16 protein-coding genes are annotated in these 18,509 nt (G+C 54.3%); 1 reads left to right on the top strand and 15 read right to left on the bottom strand.

The window, feature by feature from the left end; translation table 11 throughout:
• Positions 1-534: 534 nt before the first annotated feature.
• Entirely contained in the window at positions 535-741 is a 207-nt protein-coding gene (locus ABID47_RS21720; protein ID WP_076172423.1) for a hypothetical protein, read from the top strand.
• On the opposite strand, the gene ABID47_RS21715 is transcribed toward ABID47_RS21720, so the two are convergent.
• From ABID47_RS21715 to ABID47_RS21645, 15 genes are all read right to left on the bottom strand, one after another.
• A complete protein-coding gene (locus tag ABID47_RS21715) occupies positions 710-1,516 on the bottom strand; it encodes an MBL fold metallo-hydrolase (protein ID WP_145948223.1) in 807 nt (268 codons plus the stop codon). The two genes, ABID47_RS21720 and ABID47_RS21715, sit on opposite strands and share 32 nt — an antisense overlap.
• Entirely contained in the window at positions 1,516-2,319 is an 804-nt protein-coding gene (gene yycI, locus ABID47_RS21710) for a two-component system regulatory protein YycI (RefSeq protein ID WP_116233215.1), read from the bottom strand. Before yycI ends, ABID47_RS21715 begins: the two co-directional genes overlap by 1 nt.
• A gap of 237 nt (positions 2,320-2,556) precedes the next feature.
• Positions 2,557-3,843 (bottom strand): YycH family regulatory protein, encoded by a 1,287-nt coding sequence (locus ABID47_RS21705; protein ID WP_354499801.1) that lies wholly within the window; start codon positions 3,841-3,843, stop codon positions 2,557-2,559.
• Positions 3,840-5,603: a cell wall metabolism sensor histidine kinase WalK gene (walK, locus tag ABID47_RS21700; RefSeq protein ID WP_435530661.1), complete on the bottom strand. Its 1,764-nt coding sequence runs from the start codon at positions 5,601-5,603 to the stop codon at positions 3,840-3,842. Before walK ends, ABID47_RS21705 begins: the two co-directional genes overlap by 4 nt.
• A 75-nt stretch (positions 5,604-5,678) precedes the next feature.
• Positions 5,679-6,413, bottom strand: a complete 735-nt coding sequence (gene yycF, locus ABID47_RS21695; protein WP_116233212.1) for a response regulator YycF — start codon at positions 6,411-6,413, stop codon at positions 5,679-5,681.
• A 254-nt stretch (positions 6,414-6,667) separates the two neighbouring features.
• Positions 6,668-8,239 (bottom strand): M23 family metallopeptidase, encoded by a 1,572-nt coding sequence (locus ABID47_RS21690; protein ID WP_354499796.1) that lies wholly within the window; start codon positions 8,237-8,239, stop codon positions 6,668-6,670.
• Positions 8,240-8,485: 246 nt separating this feature from the next.
• Entirely contained in the window at positions 8,486-9,226 is a 741-nt protein-coding gene (locus ABID47_RS21685; protein ID WP_354499794.1) for a hypothetical protein, read from the bottom strand.
• Positions 9,227-9,757: 531 nt separating this feature from the next.
• Entirely contained in the window at positions 9,758-11,038 is a 1,281-nt protein-coding gene (locus ABID47_RS21680) for an adenylosuccinate synthase (RefSeq protein ID WP_076172439.1), read from the bottom strand.
• 350 nt (positions 11,039-11,388) lie between these two features.
• On the bottom strand, positions 11,389-12,750 hold the full coding sequence (dnaB, locus tag ABID47_RS21675) for a replicative DNA helicase (RefSeq protein WP_076172441.1): 1,362 nt from the start codon (positions 12,748-12,750) through the stop codon (positions 11,389-11,391).
• Between the two features lies 1 nt (position 12,751).
• Complete coding sequence (gene rplI, locus ABID47_RS21670) at positions 12,752-13,195, bottom strand: 50S ribosomal protein L9 (protein ID WP_116233208.1); 444 nt, start codon at positions 13,193-13,195, stop codon at positions 12,752-12,754.
• Positions 13,192-15,195 (bottom strand): DHH family phosphoesterase, encoded by a 2,004-nt coding sequence (locus ABID47_RS21665; RefSeq protein WP_354499791.1) that lies wholly within the window; start codon positions 15,193-15,195, stop codon positions 13,192-13,194. Before ABID47_RS21665 ends, rplI begins: the two co-directional genes overlap by 4 nt.
• A gap of 10 nt (positions 15,196-15,205) precedes the next feature.
• Positions 15,206-16,123 carry a DUF2232 domain-containing protein gene (locus ABID47_RS21660; protein WP_116233206.1) on the bottom strand — a complete coding sequence of 306 codons (918 nt, stop codon included), beginning with the start codon at positions 16,121-16,123 and terminating at the stop codon, positions 15,206-15,208.
• A gap of 5 nt (positions 16,124-16,128) precedes the next feature.
• On the bottom strand, positions 16,129-16,431 hold the full coding sequence (locus ABID47_RS21655) for a MazG-like family protein (RefSeq protein WP_076172449.1): 303 nt from the start codon (positions 16,429-16,431) through the stop codon (positions 16,129-16,131).
• Positions 16,432-16,787: 356 nt separating this feature from the next.
• A complete protein-coding gene (locus tag ABID47_RS21650) occupies positions 16,788-17,240 on the bottom strand; it encodes a CBS domain-containing protein (RefSeq protein ID WP_116233205.1) in 453 nt (150 codons plus the stop codon).
• A 246-nt stretch (positions 17,241-17,486) separates the two neighbouring features.
• Positions 17,487-18,506 carry an LCP family protein gene (locus tag ABID47_RS21645; RefSeq protein WP_354499788.1) on the bottom strand — a complete coding sequence of 340 codons (1,020 nt, stop codon included), beginning with the start codon at positions 18,504-18,506 and terminating at the stop codon, positions 17,487-17,489.
• Positions 18,507-18,509: the final 3 nt, after the last annotated feature.

The following is an 18,509-nucleotide window of genomic DNA, read 5'->3' as shown; positions in this document are numbered from 1 at the left end:
ATTAATAACTGCTTCCAGCTCACCAAGGTTGCACGAGGCAGACCCTTTATTTTTTACATCACCACATTGGGCCGAATCTAAGCAGCAAATTTGAAGCGTTGAAGTCTCAGTCACTCACATTCGTATGTATGGAATTCGCCCACGTTGACTTCGGATTCTCTTTCTATATAGATTGAACTAAAGCTTTGCATTGAACTTCCTGCTATAACAGCCCGATAGGCGGCCTATAACATTCATTCTTTAGCCTATTCTATACAGCATATGAGATTTATTTTCATAGAAACAGGAATGTTTCCGGCATATACAGACTAGAATAAAAGTAAAGCCTGATGAAACTATGAAAAAGGCGAAGCATGACCTGTCTATGCTGCAGGCTGGACACCAGTCAAACCCGCTGTATGCAAGCCCTCGCGGACATTCATGCGGTATAGTTATTGTAACATAAGTGGGGCGGTTGCCCTAATCTTTTATCGCTTGCGTCATTGGTGGGTTATGGAATTGAAACGATGTTGAAAAACAAGGAGGAACGGACTCATGGAACGATTTCCGTCTTCGATGGACTATGTGAATATGATGGCCAAGCTGGGGGATTTAAAGGACGAGCACTACCGCAATACCCTTGCCTTAAGCACGATCATTGAACTGCTCATTGACAAGGGCATTCTCACCCGTGATGAGGTAGAGAGAAAAGCGGCGGAGCTCGACGAGTTTATGGCTCACTCACCTTATCCCACGGTGTAGGACGGTCGTAGTACGTGTCGCACAGTTTAAATTCGCTGTCTTTATAGAAGCATCCCCGGTCTTCCATCCCGGTACGCACGGTCATTTTCGCCAAATCCATCTGATTATGATCCCGGCTTAAATGCGCCAGATAGGTGCGCTTCAGGTCTCCCGTCAGCAGCTCGCTCATCGCCTCGCCTGCGGCATCGTTGGACAAGTGCCCAAGGTCGCCCAGAATGCGGCGCTTGGTGTTCCACGGATAACGGCCCATCCGCAGCATCTCAATATCGTGATTCGCCTCCAGCACGAGCACGTTCGAGCCGCTGATGGCCTGCTTCACCTTATCGCTCATATAGCCCAGGTCCGTGGCCACGCTCAGCTTCTCGTCCCCGTCGTAGAAGCAGTAGCCCACCGGCTCTGCCGCGTCATGCGAGATTTGAAAAGACTCCACCCGCAGCGATCCGAAATCACGCACTTCGCCGCTGTCCATCACGACACGGTTTTCCTCGGCGATTTTGCCGACGGACTTGTTGATCGCCTCCCATGTCTTCTCGTTGGCATAGATCGGCAGATCGTATTTGCGGGCCACGGCACCGAGCCCTTTAATATGGTCGGAATGCTCATGGGTGACAAGAATCCCGTCAAGTTCCTCTCCCGACAGCTCCCGCTGCTCCATCAGCTCGTCGATCCGCTTGGCGCTAAGCCCGGCATCGATCATCAGCGTCGTCTCTTCGTTTCTTACCACGGTTGCGTTCCCCGTCGATCCGCTCGACAGAACGGTAAAAGATATGCCCATCATCCCTGCTCCTTTCCCTCTTCATCCCTAGGGCTGTTCACGGTCACATCACCGCTGATCCCCTGTACGTAATAAATTTCTCCGCTCTCCAGCGTGAACCGCCATGATGGCGCGGCCACCTGGCTCTCCGAGTTAAATACCTGGCCGTAATAGCCCAGCTGAATATCCTTTATGGACGATCCCTCCGGGATAAAAGCGTCCACTAACCGTTTTAGTGCCCCGGATGCCGGCAAAATCTTCTGCTCCTGCTCGTCCTCCATCGGGGCGATTTCCACCAGTGACTGGCGGTACGACACGATTTTCTGCTCGCTGTAGTACAGCTCGAGCTGATCGTTGAACAGCGGCCATTTGCCGTCCACCAGCGTATGCATGACGAATCGGCCCGCGGCGCCGGCAACTTTCACCCGTTCCAGCTCCGCTTCCGTCATCTCCTGACTCGCCTGAGGGTCATACCGGTAATTGCCGAACTCGGGAATCTGGTCGCCCAGGGCGTCCACAAGGTCGGTACCCATAAAGATCAGCTTGCTCTCGACCGGCTTCTTCAGCGTGACCGGCTTGCCGATGCTTTCCCCGCTCACGTAGTGGTAGGAGATTTTGGGCAGCGCGGGCGTCATGCTCGGAATCGGGCACAGCAGCTGAATCGATTTTTCCTCCATCGCCTTCTGCGTGCTGTCCGCCAGGGAGGCAAAGTCCAGATTGGTGTCCGCCTGTTCGCGTACGTCGGCCCACAGCTGGTAGCCCAGCACGAGGTTCAGCAGCAAAAAAGCGTAGATCAGCACATTTTTGGCCCGTCCCCAATCCATCCCTTGCCCTCCTTTTACCCGCAAATTGATCCCGCATGGTTCCTGTAGCTTTGTCTAACCCAACATTTCCAAGCCTCGACACGCGATCCATCCGATCGTTTATGAAAATGGAGCTTTGCTCCTTCTAATCGACCTTTCATGCTAGATGCTGCATCCGTAGGCAGAATTCCCTGCTACTCCCACCTTACGCCACTCTTTTCCATCGGTCAACCCGCATCATGCCATGCCTGGCGTCGCTTAGCGGATCACCGTCACGGCGCCGCTCTCCTGCTTCACCGCCCAAACCGGCGTCAGCTTCAGCCCTGTCCCGGTCTTGGTCAGCTCCGGCAAATACGCCGGATATAGATCCTCGATCGCCGAGTCCTTGTTGATCCGGCTCAGCTTCTCCTTGAGCTCGGCACCGCCCGGCAGCTTCACCATCGTCTTGTGCTGCTCTCCGGATTTCATATAGATCAGGGAGCGCTCATAGGCTGACACGGTGCCCTGCTGCAAGTTCAACCGGATCGTGCCGTAATGGAAATTGAGCGTGTCCAGGATCGGATAGGCGCCGTAATACTGCTGGAACACGATTTGGCTGCGTTCCTCTCCAGTACCCGACTGACCGAGCCGGTAGGTTCCGTTCCAGCCGCCATGCTCGTTGACGAAGTCAAGGGCGGCCAGCGCATCCTTCCCGTCGCTGCTCTCGCCCGCCGGCGGCGCGGCCGGATCGGTGTAACTGATCCACTTCTGCTCCTGCCGCACCTGCAGGCTCCGCTTGCTGTCCGTATAAATCTCCGATCCGTCCTTTTCCTGGATGTAACGGGTAATGCCGGGATCGAAGAAGAGGCTCTGCTGCATCTGTTCCACCGTATAGACGCCGATATTGACCTCAGCCTCCACCATCTGGATAGATGACTGCGGCACATAATACTTGCCGCCTGCCTCCGAAGAGTAAGCCGTCCATTCCTTGCCGAAATCGACATGCTGCTGCACGTCCTGCACGGTCAGATCGACTTTGCCGGCTTCATAGACGACATCGCCTTCCGTACTGAAGAACATCGCATGCGTCTTGGAATCGTTCGGCGACGTGTAAATCCAGATCCGATCGATCCGCTCGGCTTCAAACAGCGAATCCGGCGCGATCTGCATGACGCGCTGGAGCAGCGATACCGGGATCCCCGATCCGAAGGTCAGCTCGATCCCGGGATCCTCATTGCGGATCTTGTTCCAGTCCGTGTTCTCCACCGGACGGCGCTGGAAGCTCTCGAAGCTGCGTCCCTTTAGACGCGAATAGATCAAGTTGTAGAACGTGGAGTTCGGGTAAAAGACCGTATGCTTGCCTTCTCCCATATGAATCTGCATTTTATCCGGATAAATGAGGTTCTCGGCGCTCTCCTCCGGCCCCATGTTGTCCGTCTTGATATAATTGTTCTCCGTTTTGGCGATCGAATCCCCGCCCGGCAGCCGGTAAATCAGGTAATAGCTCTGCACCAGGCTGCCGGCCACGAGCAGCGCCAGCAGGATCGATTTCATCTTCTCCTTCATGAGGCGCTCCCCCCTTCGTCACCCAGAGGCAGCGTAAACGTCACCTTCGTGCCCTGCCCAAGCTCCGACTGAAGGGAAATGGTGCCGCCGTGGGCGAGCACGATCTCGCGGGCGATGGACAATCCGAGTCCGGTGCCGCCCATGTTGCGGGAACGGGCCTTGTCCACCCGGTAGAAGCGCTCGAAGATCCGGTCCAGGTCCTTCTTCGGAATGCCGATGCCGGTATCCTGCACCGAAATGGCGAGCAGACGGCCTTCGGTCAGCGCCGCTTCCATCGTGATGCTGCCGCCGGAAGGCGTATATTTGAGCGCATTGGATACGAGGTTGTCCAGTACCTGATCGATCTGGTCCCGGTCGAACGGCGCCTTCTGAACCCCTTCCTCCACGCGGACTTCCGCCTGAATGCCCTTCTGCTGCATCTGAAAAGAAAAGCGGTCCGACACGTCCTCCAGCATTTCCAGCACATCGGTCGGCTGCTTGCGCAGCAGCGCCTCCTTGTTGTCCAGCCTGGACAGATGGAGCAGGTCCGTCACGAGCCGGATCATCCGCTCCGTTTCGTTCTGGATGACCCCGACAAACCGTGCGGCCAGCGGCGGATCGTCCAGCGCCCCGTCATCCAACGCTTCGGTGTAGCTCTTGATCGTCGTGAGCGGTGTGCGCAGCTCATGCGACACGTTCGCCACGAACTCACGGCGTGACGCCTCGAGCTTCTCCTGCTCCGTCACATCCTGCAGCACGGCGATCGTGCCCGTAATGCCGAATTCGCGGCGGTGAATCGGAGTAAAGGTCACGCGCACCATGTAATTGCGCGACTTCTCCTTCTCCTCTTCCGGACTGATCTGCAGCAGCATTGTCACGTACGTTCCTTCCGTGAACGTGTCCGCCTGCTCCGGCGTTAGTCCCAGTACTTGCGCAATATCGCTTCCCGCCAGCTCATCCTCGTCTACGCCAAGGATCGCCCCGGCGCGGCGGTTCATCAGGATGACCTTGCCGGCCTCGTCCGTGGCGATCACGCCATCGCTCATGTTGGTCAGGATCGAAGCGAGCTTCTCTTTCTCCTCTTCGTTCTGGATCAGCGCTTCACGCAGCCGCGAAGTCATATAGTTGAACGCCTCGCTGAGCTGGCCGATTTCATCGTTGCCGAATACGGGCATTTTCTGGTCGAAGCTGCCCTCGGCCACCGCAGTGGCGTGGTTGGTCATTTCCTTGATCGGGTGAGTGATCGTATGAGCCAGAATGACGCCAAGCACGCAGGTCATCCCCAGCGCCAGCAGGATCCCGGAAATAAAAATGTTGTTCACCCGGCCCATCGTATCGTACAGCTCCTTCATCGAAGCGACGATGTAGATGGCGCCGACGATTTTCCCGTTGTTCATGACCGGCTTCGCCACGACCTTCTTGCGCACATTGTCTTCATCGATGACGTATTCCTCATTGTCCTTGATGCCCTGCAGCGCCCGGCTCACGACCGTTTGCGTGTTCTTCTTCCCGACATAGTCGGCATGCGAAGGGTACGACGTGATCAGCACCTTGCCGCTCGCGTCAAGTACCTGGATTTCCGCCCCGTTCAGGTTGAACAGATTGTTGACGATCGCCCCCAGGCTCTCCACCGGATTATTCTCTCCCGTATCTCCGGTGCCGCCCAGCTTATCCGCCGCAAGCACCGACAGCAGCTCCGCCCGCTCCTGCAGGTCCTTCGTAAAGTTGCTGGTCAGGGAATTTTTCATCGCGCTGACAAAATACACCCCGATCAGCTGCATCGCGATCAGGATAAGCAGCACATAGATGATGATCAGCTTCGCCTGGATCGTGCGGAAAAAGGAGGGCCATTTCATTTACAGGCCTCCGTTTTTGGGACTTCGCATGACGTAGCCAAGCCCCCTCCGGGTAAGGATGTATTCCGGCTTGCTCGGATTCTCCTCAATTTTCTCGCGCAGACGCCGGATCGTCACATCGACGGTGCGGACATCGCCGAAGTATTCAAATCCCCATACCGCCTGCAGCAGATGCTCCCGTGTCATGACTTTGCCCGCATTTTTGGCCAAGTAATACAGCAGCTCGTACTCCCGGTGCGTCAGATCCAGCGCTTCGCCGTCCTTGTACACCAGATACATATCCGTATCGATAAACAGGCCGAACAGCTGCACGCCCTGCTTCGGCGCTGCCGCGGCAGGCGCGGCGGCCGCCTCCGTACCGCTCGGTTTGTTCTGGCGCCGCATCTGCGCCTTGACCCGGGCCAGCAGCTCGCGCGTGCTGAACGGCTTGGTGACATAGTCATCCGCCCCAAGCTCCAGCCCCAGCACCTTGTCGATCTCCTCGTCCTTGGCCGTCAGCATAATGATTGGCAGCTCCATCCCGGCGGCGCGCACCTCGCGGCACACGTCCATGCCGTCCTTGCCGGGCAGCATTAGATCCAGCAGCATCAGGTCCGGCTGCGCAGACAAGGCCATTTCCACGGCGCTCACGCCGTCAAAGGTACAGATGACCTCGTATCCCTCTTTTTCCAAATTGAATTTCAAAATATCGGCAATCGGCTGTTCATCATCCACGACCAAAATGGTTCCCTGCATCGGCTGACCCCACCTCTTTTTCTCTCCGTACTTGTTGATACTGTCCTTTTCATTTTACCATACCTGGAAGCCCGTCACATCCCGCAGAGCCGCAGTTTTGACAGTAATCCTTTCCTTTTCATGAAAATTTCTTGCAAACCTCCGCCATCCCACTAAAAAAAGCACGGCCTCCCTCAGGAGCCCATGCTTTGAATATAAATATATGATAGCTGTATCCGGTTATGATCTTATGCTAATCCTTACCGCAGCCAAACTCAGTTCAAATATTTCATCGGGTTCTGAATCGAACCGTTCTTGTGGATCTCAAAATGCAGGTGGGTGCCGGTCGAATGCCCGGTGCTGCCCATGATGCCGATTTTTTCGCCTTGGCTTACTTTTTGACCGCTATGAACCGAGATGCTGTTCAAATGTCCGTACAGCGTTTCATAGCCGTTGCCGTGACTGATGATGATGGCGTTGCCGTAGCCGCTGATTTGGCCCGTAAAGGTGACCGTGCCGTCGTCAGCCGCCATGATCGTCCGGTTGCCGGATACCATGTCGATGCCCTTATGCATCTTGCCCCAGCGGGTGCCGTAGGAGCTGGATATGATATGGCCGCTCACCGGCCAGGCGAACTGTCCGGAGCCTCTGCCCGGAACTTTCGTTCCCTGCAGGACGACCTCTTTGAGCGAAGACTTCACGACCGTTTGTCCGAGCCACTGCTCGCTGACGACCTTTCCGTTCTCCTTCGTTACCTGATAGGTCATCACCTTCAGGCCTTCCTGTCCGGGCCGAACGACCTTGGTCTTGCCGGCCGGCAGTTCCTTGCTCTTGCGGATTTCGATTTCCGGCGCAGTCGATACCTGTTCGGTCACCTTCTCGACCGTCTTCACCGTAATCGGCGGCTTCGGTACGGTCAGCTTCAGCTGATCACCGATCTGCAGGTACTTCTCCTTCACACCCGGATTGTTGCTGTAAATCTCCTTCTGGCTGATCTTGAACTGGCTCGCGATCGTGCTGATCGTATCGCCTTCCTCCACCGTGTACACGAGCGGCGCTTCCTGCCCCGTCGTCAGCAGCTTGGCTGCCTCCGCGGCGGTCAGCACTTTGTTCGGGTCGGCTTTGACCGGCGCTACCGTCACTTTCTCCTTAATCGACACCTTTTGGACCGAAGCTCCCGGTGTATTCGCGGCTTTCGCCGAGGAGGTGGTAGCCGCCATCTTCTTCAGCTTCGTTTCGGCCTTGTCCTTCCCGCTGGCCGCAGTAACTGCAGCCTTCGGCGCGAACTTCATCTGCGCCTGTTCCAGCGCGGCATCCACCGTGGCCTGGTCCTTCACGATCCCGACGACCTTGCCGTTTACTTTCAGCTCCACACCTTCGGCATATGCCTTAAGCATACCGTCCAGCTTCTTGAGCGTGTTATCCGTATCAGGCTTGGCCTGAAACGCCTTCTCGACCTTCGTCGTGATGCCGTCCGTCTGGAGCACCATCTCCACACCCGGATATTTATCTTGATATTCCTGCTGCTTCTGGCTGAACAGCTTATCGATTTGAGAGGGATCCTTGACCGTCCCGATTTCCTGATTATGTACAAGGACATGATAATACGGGACCATATTGGCATTGACGTACTGATTGCCTGCATACACAAGTCCAGCGATCACGATGACCGCACCGGCCGTACCCGCGATCCATTTCCGCGGAGCGCTCCATTTCCGCCCTTGGGGTTCGGTTCCAGGCGTCGCAGCGCCCATATGCTGATGTTCATCCTGCTTTCCGGAGAGTTGCGCGGAATTTGTCGAAGCTTGATTATTCTCCTTCCAGCGGTTACCTTTAAAACCCTTCATAACTCTCTCCTTGTTTGCTTTGTATGCTTTTTCAAAAATGACGAAAAAGTTAAAATTTTGATACCTTTTAACACAATCTATACTTTAACACAACGTTTACAAACAATTCAACTCTCGGCGCACAGCAAAAAACCCGCGTCCGGCGCGGGTTTGTGTTATTTACCTATAAGTGGATTGCGCTGCTTTAATTCATTAAAAGGTTACAACTTCCTCCGTTGGGTTTGATCGCCCAGTGTTTCCAGCCGCCTATTGCTCCAGCAGTTTACTAAGCGCGGCATATTCTTCCTTCGTCAAATACTTGGAGATCGTGTCTTCTATTGTCGATAATTCTTGCTCGGTCAGGCCGTCCTCCATGGCGGCCGAAATTTTTTGCATTTCCGATTGCGGCAGCTTTTTCATCAAAATGTTAAAAATCTGCTCCTTCTCCGTTGCAGTCAGCTCATCTTTCTTCTGGATCATTTCGTCCGGACTGATGACGACCTGCTGATCGGCTGCGGACTGGCCGCCCATGGCCGATTCGCTCAGACCCTGCCCCATAACGGGCAGTGCGTCGTCCGATGCATCCGTGCCCTCGGCGTCCGCAGTTCCTCCCGTCTCCGTACCGGCCGTGCTGCCGCTCCCCGATCCCGCCTCACCGGCGTTGGTTCCAGTCTGGGACCCGTCTCCGGCGGTTTCTCCCGCTCCCTCCGTGCTGCCTGTTCCGTTGTCGGCCGTATTCGTGCTTCCCCCCGACGTCTTGCTGTCGTCCGTCGCATGAGCCGTGCTGGACGCCTCTTTATCGGGCTCCTTCTCCTTGGTGGTGTTCAAACCCAGCATTCCCTTCATTATGCCACCAATGCCCGTCGGCTGGCCCTCCAGTTGAATGTTAAAGCTGGCCAGCAGCGATTGGACATACATATTCACGACAGCTCCCGTCGTAAGTACCGTCAGGCCGCTGATCAGCACCACAGTCAGCACCGTTTTAAGCAGCCATTGCGCTATCTTCATGGCGCACCTCCTCCTTTGCCCTTCCCGTCTCATATCCAGGCTGTTTCTCGGCATTCCAGCCTTTATTCTTTGTGACGACCTGTGACGACCTATCCATGCCAATACGTATGATTGTCTGTTATTAGAGCGTAATCGCTACGGGCCAGGCCGCCCCCATTCTTGCACCGTTCCGACCGATTCTATCAAAGTCACAGCGGCCGAACTCTATGAAACGGCGCTGCTCAATAGAATGGACTGAAAACTTCCAGTAAAATTTCAATTCAATCTATATATCTAGCAGTATTGACGAGAAGCGGAGGATTCAATCCTGCGGTACGCAAAATAGCCCCAACAAAGTGGGGCTTACGCTTCGATGCTTATTCCAGATACTTTTACGCAGACTCCACAACAAGGAAGCTGACTCCGCGTGGTTTATACATTTATTACATCATCAAAAAAGGCCACCCTGACGCACTTGGCGTCGAGGTGACCTCTTCGATCAAAACGGATATCTATTCGCCTGCTTCAAGGCTATTGTACGCTGATTACTGATTAATAGATCGGCAATACCTGATTGGTCTGGTTCCGATTGCGTCCTACCGAGAAGATGGCAATCGGAATGCCTGTCAGCTCGGATACGCGGTTAACATAGTTGCGTGTCGTTTCCGGCAGATCGTCCAGCGTCTTCGCGCCGGAGATATCTTCGTGCCAGCCCGGCATTTCTTCGTAAACCGCTTCGCATTCGCCCAGCATTTTCAGGCTCGACGGGTAGTGAGTGATGATTTCCCCGCGGTATTTGTATCCGGTGCAGATTTTAACCGTATCGAGACCTGTAAGCACGTCCAGGGAGTTCAGCGACAGACCTGTCAGGCCGCTGACACGGCGCGCATGGCGGACCACGACGCTGTCAAACCAGCCGACCCGGCGTGCACGTCCCGTTACGGTGCCGTACTCATGGCCCTTCTCCCGGATATAATCGCCGATCTCGTTGTTCAGCTCGGTCGGGAACGGTCCGTCGCCTACACGGGTCGTGTAGGATTTGGCCACGCCAATAACCTGCTGGATTTTGGACGGCCCTACGCCCGATCCGATACATACGCCGCCCGCGGACGGGTTGGATGAAGTTACATATGGGTACGTGCCTTGGTCGATGTCCAGCATGACCCCTTGCGCACCCTCAAACAGCACCTTGCGGTCTTCGTCGATCGCATCGTTCAGGACGACCGAGGTATCGGTAACGTACTTCCGAATTTGCTCTGCATAGTCCAGGTACTGCTTCAGCACTTCCTCGACGTCCAGCGGCTCCCCGCCGTACATTTCGATGACCTGGTTCTTCTCTTTCATCAGATGGCGGAGCTTGAGTTCAAACTCCTCGGGATCCATCAGATCGGAGATCCGGATGCCGTTACGTGCCGCCTTGTCCATGTAGCATGGGCCTATCCCTTTCCGGGTCGTGCCGATCTTGTTCGGCCCTTTGCGGTCTTCCTCCAGACCGTCCAGCACCATGTGATACGGCATAATGACATGCGCGCGATCGCTGATTCTCAGATTGTCCGTCGTAAATCCGTTGTCGTGAATGTATTGGATCTCTTCGAGCAGTGCCGCCGGGTTGATGACCATCCCGTTGCCGATGACGCAAATTTTATCGGAATAAAATACGCCGGATGGAATCAGGCTGAGCTTATATTTTTTACCGTCAATCAGAATGGTATGACCGGCATTGTTGCCGCCTTGATACCGGGCCACCACATCGGCGCTTTCTGCAAGATAATCCGTAATCTTGCCTTTGCCCTCGTCTCCCCATTGTGTTCCCACAACGACTACTGTTGACATGTTCATTCCCCCGCTTGGTGTGTACCACCGCATTTTAATTACAAGCTTATTTCATTATGTTTACCTGCAAGTATGATTATGCACCATTTCAAAGCTGCCATCGTCAAAGGGCATGTAAAACCCTCACACGTTCCAGTGTCCCCTACCATGAGACGAGCGCTGGACTGTGCTAAAGCAGCATTACCAGTGTAACAGTCCCCATTTTTAAAGTCAAATAAAAAACGAACAATTGCACTAACTAAAGTACAATTGTTCGGAAATAAGACAAGCATTCTTAGAAATATGGATAACCATTTATAAGATCGGTTGGATCTATCTATCTGTTATCGCCAACATCATCGCCGGCTTCGCTACATCGCGAATGCGTCGGTGTGCGTCCGCTCGTAATTGACGAACTTATTGAAATTCTTCATGAAGACCAGTTCGACGGTGCCCACCGGACCGTTACGCTGCTTGGCGATAATGATCTCGATGATGTTTTTCTTCTCCGTCTCCTGGTTATAGTAGTCGTCGCGGTACAGGAACGCAACGATGTCGGCATCCTGCTCGATGGAACCCGACTCACGAAGGTCACTCATCATCGGACGCTTGTCCTGCCGCTGCTCTACGCCCCGGCTGAGCTGGGACAGAGCGATGACCGGCACGCTGAGCTCACGCGCGATCTGTTTCAGTGTACGGGAAATTTCGGATACTTCCTGCTGGCGGTTCTCGCCGGCTTTGCCGCGTCCCTGAATCAGCTGCAGGTAGTCGATTACGATCATCCCGAGCCCCTTCTCCTTCTTCAGACGGCGGCACTTGGAGCGGATATCCGCAACGGTAATGCCTGGCGTATCATCGATGTAAATTTCGGCCTCCGCCAGGGAAGCAATCCCCATGGTCAGCTTGGCCCAATCCTCATCGGTCTTGAAATCGCCGGTACGCATCAGGTTGGCATCCAGGTTGGCTTCGGCACAGATCATCCGGTTGACGAGCTGGGGCGCTGACATCTCCAGACTGAAGATCGCGACCGTTTCTTTCGCACGCACCGCCACGTTCTGGGCAATGTTCAAGGCAAATGCCGTCTTGCCGACGGAAGGACGGGCGGCCACGATAATCAAGTCGGAACGCTGGAAGCCATTCGTCATCCGGTCCAAATCGACAAAGCCTGTCGGTATGCCGGTGGTGCTTCCGCTCTGCTGGTGCAGCACCTCAACGCGCTCGAACACTTCCATCAGCACGTCGCGGATGGCGACAAAGCCGCTGCCGCTGCGCCGGTTGGAAATCTCCAGGATGCGCCGCTCGGCGTCGCTCAGCATGCCGGATACGTCTTCGCCGCCGGTGTAGCCTTCGCTGACGATCTGCGTCGCTGTGCGGATGAGCCGCCGCAGCATGGATTTCTCTTCGATGATCTGAGCGTAATACTCCACATTGGCCGCTGTCGGCACCGCATGTGCCAGCTTCGCCAGGTAGCTGACGCCCCCGATTTCTTCCAGCTGTCCCTTGTCCTGCAGACGCGAGGTTAAGGTAATGAGATCAATCGGCTGGTTCTCTTCTCCAAGCTGGATCATCGCCTCATAAATCAGCTGATGCGGCACATCGTAGAAATCCTCGGGCGTAACCCGCTCCATCGCGGTGATCATAGCCTCGCTCTGCAGCAGAATCGCACCTAGAACCGCCTGCTCCGCCTCCAGATTTTGCGGGGGAATCCGGTCGAAAAAGAGCTCTCCGCCCATCTTATTCCTCCGTGACCTGGACCTTCAGCGTAGCTTTGACATCCGGATGAAGCTTCACGGTCATCTGCGTCACGCCCAATGTCCGGATCGGCTCATCCAACTCGATCTTGCGTTTGTCGATCTTGATGCCTTGCTGCGAAAGTGCATCCGCGATTTGCTTGCTCGTGATGGCCCCGAACAGCCGTCCGCCTTCCCCGGCTTTCGCTTTAAGCTGTACGGTCATCTCTTCCAATTGTTTGCCGAGAACCTGTGCTTCCTCTTTCTCCTGCTGCTTGCGCTTCTGTTCGGCCGCGTTCTGGTTCTCCAGCGTCTTCATGTTACCCTCGGTTGCCACACGGGCGAGACCGCGCGGAATAAGAAAATTCGTTGCGTAGCCTTCCGATATATCTTTAATGTCCCCTTTTTTGCCTTGACCCTTAACATCCTTGATAAAAATGACTTTCATTCGAACAACCCCTCTTTCTCCTCAATTTGTGCAAGAACTTCGAGCAGCTGGGCCTCCGCTTCCTTGACGGTGCCCTTCAGCTGCACGGCAGCATTGGTCAGATGGCCTCCGCCGCCGAGGCGCTCCATCACGACCTGCACGTTCATCTTCCCGAAGGAACGGGCGCTGATCCCGATCAACCCGTCCGGACGTTCACTGATCACGAAGGAGGCCACCACATCCGTCATGTTCAGCAGCGTATCCGCCACCTGCGCAATGAGCAGCTGCGGGATGACCGTTCCCGGATCCGTGACGGCCAGAGCGATATGATCATATACCATTTTAGCACGCTTAATGATATCTGACTTTGCCAGATATTCCTGCAGGTCTTCCTTCAGCATCCGCTGGATCTGGATCGTATCCGCTCCGCTCCGGCGGAGGAAGCCTGCCGCCTCAAATGTCCGGGAACCGGTATGCAGCGCAAAATGCTTCGTATCCACCGTAATCCCGGCCAGCAGCATGGTCGCTTCCAGCGGCGTGAGCTGGATTTTCTCATGGATATACTGAAGCAGCTCCGTCACCAGCTCACAAGCGGATGAAGCGTACGGCTCCATGTATACGAGCACGGCGTCGTTAATGAATTCTTCGCCGCGGCGGTGATGGTCGACCACGACGACCCGGCTGGCGTGATGAACCAGCTTCGGTTCGATCGTCATGGACGCCTTGTGCGTGTCCACCACGACCAGCAGGCTGTGCGGGCTGATCAGCTGCAGCGCCTGTTCCGGCGAGATGAAGCGCTCGACGAGCTTCTCGTCCTTCTGGATCTGGGTCATCATCCGCTCAATGGACGGGTTCGTGCCCGGGAGCACGATGTACGCTTCCACATTGTACATCTGCGCTGCCTTCAGCACGCCGATGGAGGCACCGATGACGTCCATATCCGGCATCTTGTGCCCCATGATGAACACCTTGTCGCTCTCCTGCATCAGGTCGCGCAGCGCATGCGCGATGACGCGCGCCCGGACCCGCGTGCGCTTCTCGACGGCGTTGGACTTGCCGCCGTAGAAAGACAGCCGCTGACCGGCCTTGACGGCCGCCTGGTCGCCGCCGCGCCCGAGCGCCATGTCGAGCGACGACTGCGCCAGCTCGCCCAGCTCGCTGATGCTGTCGGGGCCAAAGCCCAGCCCGATGCTCAGCGTCATCGGCACCTTCAGCTCCGCGGTCATTTCGCGGACCTCGTCAAGAATGACAAAGCGGCTTTTCTCCAGCTCCTGAAGCGATCTGTAGTTCAGCATCATCAAATACCGGTCGGACGACAAACGCCGCAGATACACTTCGTAATGCTTCGCCCATTCCGTGATTTCGCTAGTCACCTTAGCAATGAGCGACGTGCGCTGCTGGTCGTCCATGCCCTGGGCCGCTTCGTCCAGGTTATCCATCATAATAATGCCGATCGCCAGCTTCTCGGCCTCGTATTTCTCCCGGAGCACGACCATCTCCGTTACATCGTACAGATAGATCAGCCGCTCATCGGTATTCAGGATCAAATGGTAGTGCAGCTCGCCCACCTGGATTTCCGTCTCGATCTCCTTGGGCCCGTCCTTATGCGCTTCCCGGCCGCCGTCCCTTTTCTCGGCAAGCAGCGGCATCAGATCAGGAAACAGCTCGGATAGGCTAGCGCCCACAAGCGATTTTTGACCGAACATGGTGCACACGAAACGGTTATTCCATTCAACCACGCGGTCCTCGCTGTACAGCACGATTCCGAAGGGCAGCGTGTTGATGGCTTCCCCTTCGACCCGTTTCACCCGGAAGGAGAGGCCGTTGATGTATTCAAGCAGTTTTTTGCGGAAATCCATTTCCTTCTTCAGCACCGCATAGCAGAGCGCGACGACAAGGCAGAGGCTGACGATTCCCAGCGCCCAGTTATACCGGGTCACAATAATGACCAGAACCAGCATCAGCGCAAACGCCCAGACGGTATAATAGCCGTGCCAGCGTTTCTGTAGAAATTTAGGCATGACACCCACCCTAACGTTTTGATTTGGTCATAAATTGACGAAGCGGAAATGCAAGATCCAGAATGCCGATAATCCGCATCGGCGGGAACAGCAGAATGGGAATCGCGAACAGCAGCGGGATGACGGGATGCCATTTCCGCTTGTGCCCCAAAAAGAAGAAGAAGCCAAACGCTTGAATCATAAAGCAAATATGCAGAAGCGGCAGCAAGTTCGCTGCAATCATGTCGAGAAAGCTGTTCTTTGATCCGCTTGCGAAAATTTCAATAATGACACCAATCAGATAATACCAGATCAGGGATCTCGGCAGCATCCACTCGCGGGCCGGCTTCAGCTTTGGAACAGAGAAGCCCATGCTGTCCATGATCGGACGAGCAAGCGCGTGCGTGATCACCGCCATCATAAAGGAACTGACTATCATGGCAAAAGGAATCATTTGCACCGTGGCGTCGCTTACCATCTGCATCTCCTCGGGGGACCAGGCCATATCCGAAATCAGCGGGTTGCTTCCGCCCACATCACGCAGCGGAGACATCGTCATTTTGACAATGTCATGGACGTAGCTGGACAGATCAAAGTGGAAGAACGCCGTTCCGACCAATAGCAGGAGCAGCAGTTCCGCCAGAATGGTACCTGCACCCAGCATCAATGTGCGTATAGCCGGCACCCTTCTCTTGTAGGCCCGCCCCATAATCAGGGCAGGAATCATAAAATAAACGGCGAGCAGCAAATACACCGGATGTACAAGGTAGGCAATCAGCCAAACCGGGAGCACATGCAGTATGAACGATTTGACGTTAAGTGTTGTGAATAGGATTGCGGCCGGCAGGATGAGAAAAAAGACGGTCACAATCGAGAAGGGAGATAGTAAAGATAGCAGCAGGAGCAAATAGACGACACTCCAGACTACCGACGTCCAGCGCATTTTCAATGTGTTCACCTCTTACGCATATGTTCTTCCAGCGCGGAAATATCCTGGTACCAATCTTCAAGCTGGTGACCTTCCTGTTTATGCTTCTTCAATTTGTCGAGCAGCAGATCATCCATGTCCCGGTAAGACATGCCGAGCCTGCGGGCCAGTATGTAAGAGCTCATAATCAAGCTGGCGAGACTGTCGCCCACTCGGGTGGTGCTGCCTTCCCACAAGGCTTTGAAAAGACGGGATACGTGGTCTACGACTTCGGTTTTCAGCCATTCAATAACTTTAGCGCGTTTGGCTACATCCAAATCCTTTGGCATGCCTCTAGGTCACACTCCCTTAAATAACCCCACGATGTGGGGCTTTATCCTCCGATGCCTATTCGGTTTCTCTTCGGCGCCCAATATCAGCAAATACGCCTTTATTTGATGAAAAAGCTTTATTCTCCATTATAGCATAAATAATAGCCTCTCACGAAAAGCCCCCCTTGGCCTAAAACGGCGGCAAACATCCAGCAAAGTGGCTTTATTAACCTCTGCCTATGTTCCTGCCTACCAACGGGTAAATGAATAAATGATAAGGCAAAAAAGACCTGCCATCCCGTACATCCCAATCCAAGCAGGTCTTTTGCCATTGCTTATTCAAAATCTTTACCCAGCTTCCTCAAACCAGCGGATTAGCGGGTCTCTATGGATGCCTTGGTCTCCTCTGAAGCTTTGGATTCTCTGGAGACGAACTTCTCGCAGTATTCGATAATCTGGCTTCTGCGCACGATGCCGATAAACCGGTTCATATCATCCACCACCGGCACGAAGTTCTGCACTTTCGCCAAATTAATCAGATCTTCCATATTGGCGTCGATGGACACCGGCTTATTATGCACTTTGAGCGGAACTTCCTTCAGCAGAAATTTGGACGTGTTCTCGAACGTCACCTTTCCGCCGGAATTCTTCATATACCAGAGCAGATCGCCTTCCGTGACCGTTCCTGCATATTCCCCGTTCTTCCCGACGATCGGTACGGCCGTATACCTGTGATACTCCATCCGTTCCAGCGTTTGCCGCAGCGTGGAGTCCATGGTAACACTGACCACTTCCTGTTTAGGGAGCAGAAAAAACGCTATATTCATGAAAATTGATCCTCCTCTTACCCTTTTTCAAGGTTCCCCTAACTCCATACGTTTCAAACCGCCCAATGTCTCAGTAGGGACACAAAATCAGCAGCCGAACCTGTGGCTGCCGATCATGCCCCGCATTTCTGATCCCGCAAATGCACACTGCTGCTTGTTGCGGTTTGGTTTTCTCTATATGCGAGCCAATAGGCACGCTTTTTTTGACATAAGGAAGCACAAACACCGGGGATCCGACTTCCTAACTTACTTTACAGCAGTCGTTTCTTCCTTCTTATCCAACATGTCCGGCGTCAACAGCTGATCCGAAGGGGTGTCCGGATTCTCCCAGCTGTCGATCAGCTTCTTGGCGTTCTGCACATCCTTCTTGATCGGCTCATCATAATAAACGCCGTCAATCTTCATGCCCTCACCCATGATGGTATAGGCAGTCATCTCAGCCTTATCGCCGGCCAGCACTTGTTTCGCTAAATTGATAATGAAATTGGGCTGCATATCGGTTTTGAAATTGTCACCCATAATTTCGAGCAGCTCCGGAATTTTGGAAATTTGATTCAGGTTCAGCATCCGATTGGCCACCGCATCCAAAAAGACCTGCTGGCGCTTCGTCCGGTTAAAATCGCTGTCCTCCCGGTAGCGCACATAGTTGAGCGCTTCTTCACCGCTGTAAATAGGCTTGTTGGCTTTGACCGTAAATTTCTCATGATCCTTGCCTTTGTTAACAATATCTTTGCCGATCGGCAGCTCCACGCCGCCCAGCGCGTCAACCGCGTCCTTCAGACCTTTGAAATTGATGGTGGCATAATAATTGATATCGTGGTCCAGGAACGCCTCGACGGTATCCTTGGACATCTGCTGACCTCCAAAGGCATACGCATGGGTAATTTTATCTTTTTTGCCTTTGCCGACAATCTCTGTATACGTGTCCCGCGGAATCGAAATGAGCAGCACCTTGGAATCCTTTGGACGTACGACCGAATAAATGATCGTATCCGAACGCGACGGTTCGTTGTCACGCTGGTCGGATCCGAGCAGCAGCACCGAGAACGGCTTGCTTTGGTACGCAATCTTCTCCACTGGCTTGCTCGGCACGTTGTCCTGGGATGTCAACGGCTGATACGATTTCTGCAGCGAGCTTTCCACTTGCTTGGACAGGAACAGGTCAAAGGCCATGACTGCGAGCTGCTTGCGGAAGAAATAAGCCCCTCCGGCCAAAAGCAGCAAAATCACAGTTAACGTTATATATGTTTTTGTTCTCTTTTTCATTAA

The sequence above is a fragment of the Paenibacillus favisporus genome, from assembly GCF_040545415.1.
GTDB classification, from domain to species: Bacteria; Bacillota; Bacilli; order Paenibacillales; family Paenibacillaceae; genus Paenibacillus_AQ; species Paenibacillus_AQ favisporus.
Note: the sequence above shows the minus strand (reverse complement) of the source record. Positions and strands in the feature narration are given on the sequence as shown.

Excerpts from the sequence above, each read along its gene's own strand:
- rplI (WP_116233208.1), bottom strand. The coding sequence starts at position 13,195 with ATGAAAGTCATTTTTATCAAGGATGTTAAGGGTCAAGGCAAAAAAGGG.
- ABID47_RS21680 (WP_076172439.1), bottom strand. The coding sequence starts at position 11,038 with ATGTCAACAGTAGTCGTTGTGGGAACACAATGGGGAGACGAGGGCAAA.
- dnaB (WP_076172441.1), bottom strand. The coding sequence starts at position 12,750 with ATGGGCGGAGAGCTCTTTTTCGACCGGATTCCCCCGCAAAATCTGGAG.
- ABID47_RS21650 (WP_116233205.1), bottom strand. The coding sequence starts at position 17,240 with ATGAATATAGCGTTTTTTCTGCTCCCTAAACAGGAAGTGGTCAGTGTT.
- ABID47_RS21655 (WP_076172449.1), bottom strand. The coding sequence starts at position 16,431 with ATGCCAAAGGATTTGGATGTAGCCAAACGCGCTAAAGTTATTGAATGG.
- ABID47_RS21665 (WP_354499791.1), bottom strand. The coding sequence starts at position 15,195 with ATGCCTAAATTTCTACAGAAACGCTGGCACGGCTATTATACCGTCTGG.
- ABID47_RS21720 (WP_076172423.1), top strand. The coding sequence starts at position 535 with ATGGAACGATTTCCGTCTTCGATGGACTATGTGAATATGATGGCCAAG.
- yycF (WP_116233212.1), bottom strand. The coding sequence starts at position 6,413 with ATGCAGGGAACCATTTTGGTCGTGGATGATGAACAGCCGATTGCCGAT.
- walK (WP_435530661.1), bottom strand. The coding sequence starts at position 5,603 with ATGCAGCTGATCGGGGTGTATTTTGTCAGCGCGATGAAAAATTCCCTG.
- yycI (WP_116233215.1), bottom strand. The coding sequence starts at position 2,319 with ATGGATTGGGGACGGGCCAAAAATGTGCTGATCTACGCTTTTTTGCTG.
- ABID47_RS21705 (WP_354499801.1), bottom strand. The coding sequence starts at position 3,843 with ATGAAGGAGAAGATGAAATCGATCCTGCTGGCGCTGCTCGTGGCCGGC.
- ABID47_RS21685 (WP_354499794.1), bottom strand. The coding sequence starts at position 9,226 with ATGAAGATAGCGCAATGGCTGCTTAAAACGGTGCTGACTGTGGTGCTG.
- ABID47_RS21690 (WP_354499796.1), bottom strand. The coding sequence starts at position 8,239 with ATGAAGGGTTTTAAAGGTAACCGCTGGAAGGAGAATAATCAAGCTTCG.
- ABID47_RS21645 (WP_354499788.1), bottom strand. The coding sequence starts at position 18,506 with ATGAAAAAGAGAACAAAAACATATATAACGTTAACTGTGATTTTGCTG.
- ABID47_RS21715 (WP_145948223.1), bottom strand. The coding sequence starts at position 1,516 with ATGGGCATATCTTTTACCGTTCTGTCGAGCGGATCGACGGGGAACGCA.